The organism is Streptomyces lancefieldiae (genome assembly GCF_031845825.1).
Taxonomy (GTDB): Bacteria; Actinomycetota; Actinomycetes; order Streptomycetales; family Streptomycetaceae; genus Streptomyces; species Streptomyces lancefieldiae.
On the sequence record NZ_JAVRFH010000341.1, the window covers coordinates 1 to 437 of the forward strand.

1 protein-coding gene is annotated in these 437 nt (G+C 37.5%); it reads left to right on the forward strand.

Annotation, left to right across the window (positions count from 1 at the left end; genetic code table 11):
• Positions 1–12 precede the first annotated feature (12 nt).
• On the forward strand, positions 13–437 hold a 425-nt coding region (locus RM812_RS42430; RefSeq protein ID WP_449657866.1), incomplete at its 3' end, for a hypothetical protein.

Genomic DNA, 437 nt, shown 5'->3' on the forward strand with positions numbered 1-437 from the left:
ATAGAACGATTAATGAATGATTACGGTTGGAAAAGGGATATTGTCGGTACCAACAAAATTAAAGATATTCACGAATACAAAGAAATCATGAGTGAAATTTCTGAATTGCGCCAAACGGCTGTAAAAGAGCGTGAGAGCGTTTCTGATGAGTTGAGGTATATTTCTAGGCAAAGAGAAGAAAACGAGCGTGAGAAGGCTCTGATGGCTTCTGAGAGAGCGAAGATTGAAGAAGAGAAGAAAAATATGCTGAATGTAAAAAAAGAGATGGCGGTCATTTTCCAAAAAGATATGGTTCCTTTAGAAAGTTTCAAGAGGCTTCCTGATGGTTCGTATCATTTATCTGGGAATGATTTTGTTGATTTGTATCAACGAGCTACGAGAGCAACAAATGCCAAGAGAAATGCTGATAACATGAGTGAGCAATATTTACAGATGCT